The following is a 4,425-nucleotide window of genomic DNA, read 5'->3' on the forward strand; positions in this document are numbered from 1 at the left end:
GGGCTGGCGATCGGCTTCGCAGTGCGCGATACGGTCGAGAATTTCGTCGCCTCGGTGATGCTGAGCCTGCGCCAGCCCTTCCGGCCAAACGATCTGGTCGAGATCGAGGGAGACTCGGGGCGCGTCGTGCGGCTCACCTCGCGCGCCACAATTCTTCTGTCGCTCGACGGAAACCATATCCGGATACCAAACTCCACCGTCTTCAAGGGGCGGATCGTCAACTACTCGCGCAACCCCGCCCGGCGCTTCGTCTTCGATATCGGCATTGACCCGGATGCGGATCTGGAAGCGACCAGGAAACTCGCTCAGGACACCCTCGAGGGACTTCCGTTCGTACTCGGAGAACCCGAGGCGCTGGTCTGGATCGAGACCATCAGCGAGGCCGGGGCCGTTCTGCGCGTGACGGGCTGGATAGACCAGAACGAGACGGGCTTCGTGACCGCCCGCAGCGACGCGATCCGCCTTGTCAAGGCGGCCATCGAAGCGGCGGGAGTATCCATCCCCGACACGACGTACCGGATCCGGCTGGAAGGCATGGGCGATCCTGCGAAATCGCTCCCGCAGACCAGAGCGCGACCGGAGTCTCGGCCCGCAGCGGAGCCGGAGACGCATGACGCTCGTCAGTCTGAGGAAAACGCGCTGATCCCGCTGGTCGATGCGGAGCGGGAAGACGCCGACGACCTTCTACGTCGAAACGCGCCGCAGGAGTGAAGGCAGAGATGCCGCAGGCGCAGGCGCAACGTCAGCCTCGGATCAGCACCGCACCCGGCGGCACGCTAATGTCGCACGCGGAGTAAGGCGGCTGTTGGCCCGGCGGCCGGTCCGGAAACCATAGTCGGCAGGTGCCCGGCGGCGGGAACTGGCCACTTGGGATGTTGATGTCGTGGCGGCGCCCGGCCGCTTGGGCAAGGGGTGCGTTCAGCTCCTCGATCCGCTTCGTGTATGCGAACGCGATGCATAATGGGTCATCCCCGCAAGCGTCGCGCTGGTTGCGGAGCCACTGGATCTGCTCTGCGTCGTGGTCCCGCGCCCTTGCGCGGCCGTAGACCTGCTCGAGTAGCGCGTCGAGCCGGGACAGGCCTTCATTTTCACAAATGGTCCGTTCGGTCCGGTTAAGCCGTCCGGCGTCGCACCACGGCCGAGGCACCAGCGCGTCAAGGCCGCGCAACCCGTCAAGGGCGGCGCCGAGGCTTGTATCATCTTGAACTGCCGGCGCGTCCTCCGAGCGCGAGCCGAGGCTCTGTTCCGAAAGACGCTCCTCTAAGCGCTGGAGCCAAGGCTCGCTGCTCCCGCTTCGTAGCAGCGGCGCGACCGAGATTTCACCCGCACCACTGGATCGGCCACGCCCAGCGTCAGGAGCGCGGGCCGCCTGTGCGTAGTCGCGGAGTTCCGCGATGCGGGTGCGGTACGAGGCGCCCAGACAGTTCGCGTCGAAGCCACACGCGTTCCGTTCCGCAAGCCAACTCGCCTGATCCGGCACCTCTCCCGCCCGCGTGGCGGCCGCGTATACCTCGTTCAGTTCATGATCCAGCCGTCCCAGTACGTCGCTGGCGCAGATCACCCGCTCGCTCTCGTTGAGGGCCTCGGAACTGCACCAGCCCGGTGTCAGAGCTGCCGCGACTTGCGGTGTAGCCGCGAAGACCGCCGAAAGTGCCGCCGCCAGCAGCCCGTTCCACGACCGCCTCGCGCTCCGGACGGCGTGGCGGCATGGCGCAAGCCTCGGAGGGGCAGGGGCATCGTTTGATGGGTTACGAACTGAACATTCTGCCAATGCTTTTCACCTTCTCGCGGCGCTCCCTTTCCACTGCATGAGAGGAAGCCGACCAGAGCAGCCGGGTTCCAATGAGGGCGCACGGTGAGGCGGTCGTGAACGCTATGGAACGCCGGCATGTGCTGGACTGCCTGGTGCTGTATTTCCGTCGCACGGCCACGTCCCAGCAAGCTCCGCGGCCGCCTGAGTGGAACCTGCAGCGGAAGACGCGGTTCGCCTTGTCATGAGACGTATCTTTTTTGTGACGGCGACAGCCGCAATACTCGCGCCATTTGGTGCCGGCGCGCAGCCTTCTCCTGATGGTGTTGCGGCGGCCGATTATGGCGGCGGGCCGCTTCCCGAGGGGCAGTCGTCGATAACGCTGGTCGTGCAGATCCTGCTCGACCGCGCCAATGTCAGTCCCGGCGTGATCGACGGTTGGCGCGGGCCGATGTCGCGAAGCGCGATCAGGGCTTTCGAGGCGCGTGAGGGCCTGGAGCCGGACGGGCGCATGGATCGCCATGTGTGGGAAGCGCTCGGCGGGCCGCGGCATGCGTCGGTGCTGCAATCCTACCGGTTAAGCGAGAACGACATATCCGGCCTCTCTGCACCACTGCCTGAAGATTACAGCCGCCTGGCAGAGCGCGAGTACCTGGGGTACACGCGGGTTTCGGAAAAGCTGGCGGAAAAGTTCCACATGGACGAGGAACTCCTGCGCGGCCTCAACCCGGGCGCGGAGTTCTCGGCTGGGGAGAACATCATTGTCGCCGCACCCGGCGCGCGGAGCGACGCCTCCGCAAGCCGAGTCGAGGTGCGCAAGGCCGCGGGCCGCGTCGCCGCCTTCGATGACGACGGCACCATGGTGGCGAATTACCCGGCGACGGTCGGCTCCGATCAACTGCCGTCGCCTTCCGGCACCCATGAGGTCAAGGCGATCGCGATCGAGCCGAACTACACTTACAAGCCCGACGTGAACTTCCAGCAGATGGACAACACAAAGCCTCTGGTTCTGCCGCCGGGTCCGAACGGACCGGTGGGCTCGGTCTGGATCGACCTGACCGAGCCCACCTATGGCATTCACGGCACGTCCGACCCGGACGAGCTTTTCCAGGAGCAGAGCCATGGCTGCGTGCGCCTCACCAACTGGGATGCCCGAGAACTGGCCGGCATGGTCGACCAGGGAGTTCCGGTCGCCTTCGTGGGAGGCGGCCGGTGATCGTGCGCAGCGTCATCGCGCTTGCCCTCGTCGCGCTGCCCGCGGTGGCGCAGGAGGACACGGAGCCGGCGGCCGCGGTGGCGCCGGAAACGTCGCCCCCGCCCGAGGCGCGGCCGGATGATGCGGATGCACCGGCCGCACGCGAGCCCGGAGCCGAGCCGGGCGGGCCGGCCTTCGTTGCCCCAGGCAATGAAGTCGCGCCGGTCGACGCCGGCCCGCCCATGCCCGATCGTATCGCTGCCGATCCCGAGGCGCTCGCTGCCTGCCTGGCAGATCTCGATCGTCTCGGCGTGACCTACGAGGTGGCGGAGCCGATTGTCGCTGAGGACGACGCTGATTGCGGGGTGCGGAACGCGTTGCGGGTGACCGGGCTGCCGGACGACGTGGCGCTTGATCCGGCCGCTCATCTGCGTTGCGACGCGGCCCGTGCCCTTGCCGAATGGACGGAGGCGCATGTGATCGCGGCCGCCGATCGCCTGCCGGACCGCGGGCGCCTCGTCGCGATCGAGCAGGGGGGTAGCTATGTCTGCCGGCGCCGCAACAACCGACCTGAGGGGGAGCTTTCGGAGCACGCCTTCGGCAACGCAGTCGATGTTATTGGCTTCCGTTTCGCCGATGGGCCTCCGATTCCGGTGCAGCCGCGGGAGCGAGAGGGCACGATGGCGGAGGCGTTCCAGGATGCGGTTCGCTCCACCGCCTGCTTGTATTTCACCACGGTTCTCGGTCCCGGAACCGATGCCTCGCACGCCGATCACTTGCACCTGGACGTAGCCGATCGCCGTGGAGACTTTCGGCTTTGCCAGTGAGCGCGGCTGACCGGACGGCGTAAAGGGTCGAGACGGTCGGCCACCGGTGCTAATGCCAGAGAACGAAGATAACGGTTCTGGAATGACGAGCGTGGACGCGAACCTGGAGATCTGCCTGGTGCTCGGCGATGAGGTGCAGCCCCCGGTACGTGATCTGGAAGAGGTGATGCGCCGCGCTGAACATCACATTGCTGCAGGACGACACTGCTGGATCGGCGTGTACCGCGCGGGCGGTGCATTGGCGAGCGCGCTGAAATGGGACGGCATGACTTGCGCGTGGCGCACGAGCGGACCTCCGTCAGATGATGTCGAGCCGAGGAGGTGAGACAAGAGAACGGGACCTGCTCATGCGACGGCGGAGCGGCAGTCGGTGCCCGGCGCGGCGCCGGTGGAGTGCCCCCGCTGGAGTGGTCCGCCCCCAGGGATAAAATGATCCCGTTATGAAGAGGACCAGAGAATGGCTGGGAAGCGAGAGAAGCCCGAGGACATCGTCTTGAAGCTGCGGCAGGTTGAAGTTCTGCAAGGCCAAGGACTATCGGTCGGTGAGGCAGCGCGCCAGGTCGGCATCACGCAGCAGAGCTACTACCGCTGGCGCAGGCAGTATGGCGGCATGAGCCGCGATCAACTGAAGCGGCTCAAGGAACTGGAGGCGG

Annotated in this window: 6 protein-coding genes; 5 read left to right on the forward strand and 1 reads right to left on the reverse strand. The window is 66.4% G+C overall.

Going from position 1 to position 4,425, the window contains the following annotated elements:
* A partial coding sequence (locus tag BM162_RS21990) for a mechanosensitive ion channel family protein (protein ID WP_143096301.1) occupies positions 1 to 711 on the forward strand: 711 nt, incomplete at its 5' end.
* Positions 712 to 742: 31 nt separating this feature from the next.
* On the opposite strand, the gene BM162_RS22650 is transcribed toward BM162_RS21990, so the two are convergent.
* Positions 743 to 1,561 carry a lysozyme inhibitor LprI family protein gene (locus BM162_RS22650; RefSeq protein ID WP_177215337.1) on the reverse strand — a complete coding sequence of 273 codons (819 nt, stop codon included), beginning with the start codon at positions 1,559 to 1,561 and terminating at the stop codon, positions 743 to 745.
* Positions 1,562 to 1,994: 433 nt separating this feature from the next.
* Between BM162_RS22650 and BM162_RS22000 the strand changes: the two genes are divergently transcribed.
* The 4 genes from BM162_RS22000 to BM162_RS22010 all read left to right on the forward strand — a co-directional run.
* A complete protein-coding gene (locus tag BM162_RS22000; RefSeq protein WP_093425984.1) occupies positions 1,995 to 2,966 on the forward strand; it encodes a L,D-transpeptidase family protein in 972 nt (323 codons plus the stop codon).
* Positions 2,963 to 3,772 (forward strand): extensin-like domain-containing protein, encoded by an 810-nt coding sequence (locus BM162_RS22005; RefSeq protein WP_093425986.1) that lies wholly within the window; start codon positions 2,963 to 2,965, stop codon positions 3,770 to 3,772. The genes BM162_RS22000 and BM162_RS22005 overlap by 4 nt, the downstream gene beginning before the upstream one ends.
* A gap of 91 nt (positions 3,773 to 3,863) precedes the next feature.
* Positions 3,864 to 4,097, forward strand: a complete 234-nt coding sequence (locus BM162_RS22655) for a hypothetical protein (protein WP_143096303.1) — start codon at positions 3,864 to 3,866, stop codon at positions 4,095 to 4,097.
* Between the two features lie 132 nt (positions 4,098 to 4,229).
* The coding region (locus BM162_RS22010) for a transposase (protein WP_143096304.1) at positions 4,230 to 4,425 on the forward strand (196 nt) is incomplete at its 3' end.

Origin of the sequence: Tranquillimonas alkanivorans (genome assembly GCF_900115595.1) — a bacterium.
In the GTDB taxonomy this organism is placed as follows: domain Bacteria; phylum Pseudomonadota; class Alphaproteobacteria; order Rhodobacterales; family Rhodobacteraceae; genus Tranquillimonas; species Tranquillimonas alkanivorans.

Excerpts from the sequence above, each read along its gene's own strand:
- BM162_RS22000 (WP_093425984.1), top strand. The coding sequence starts at position 1,995 with ATGAGACGTATCTTTTTTGTGACGGCGACAGCCGCAATACTCGCGCCA.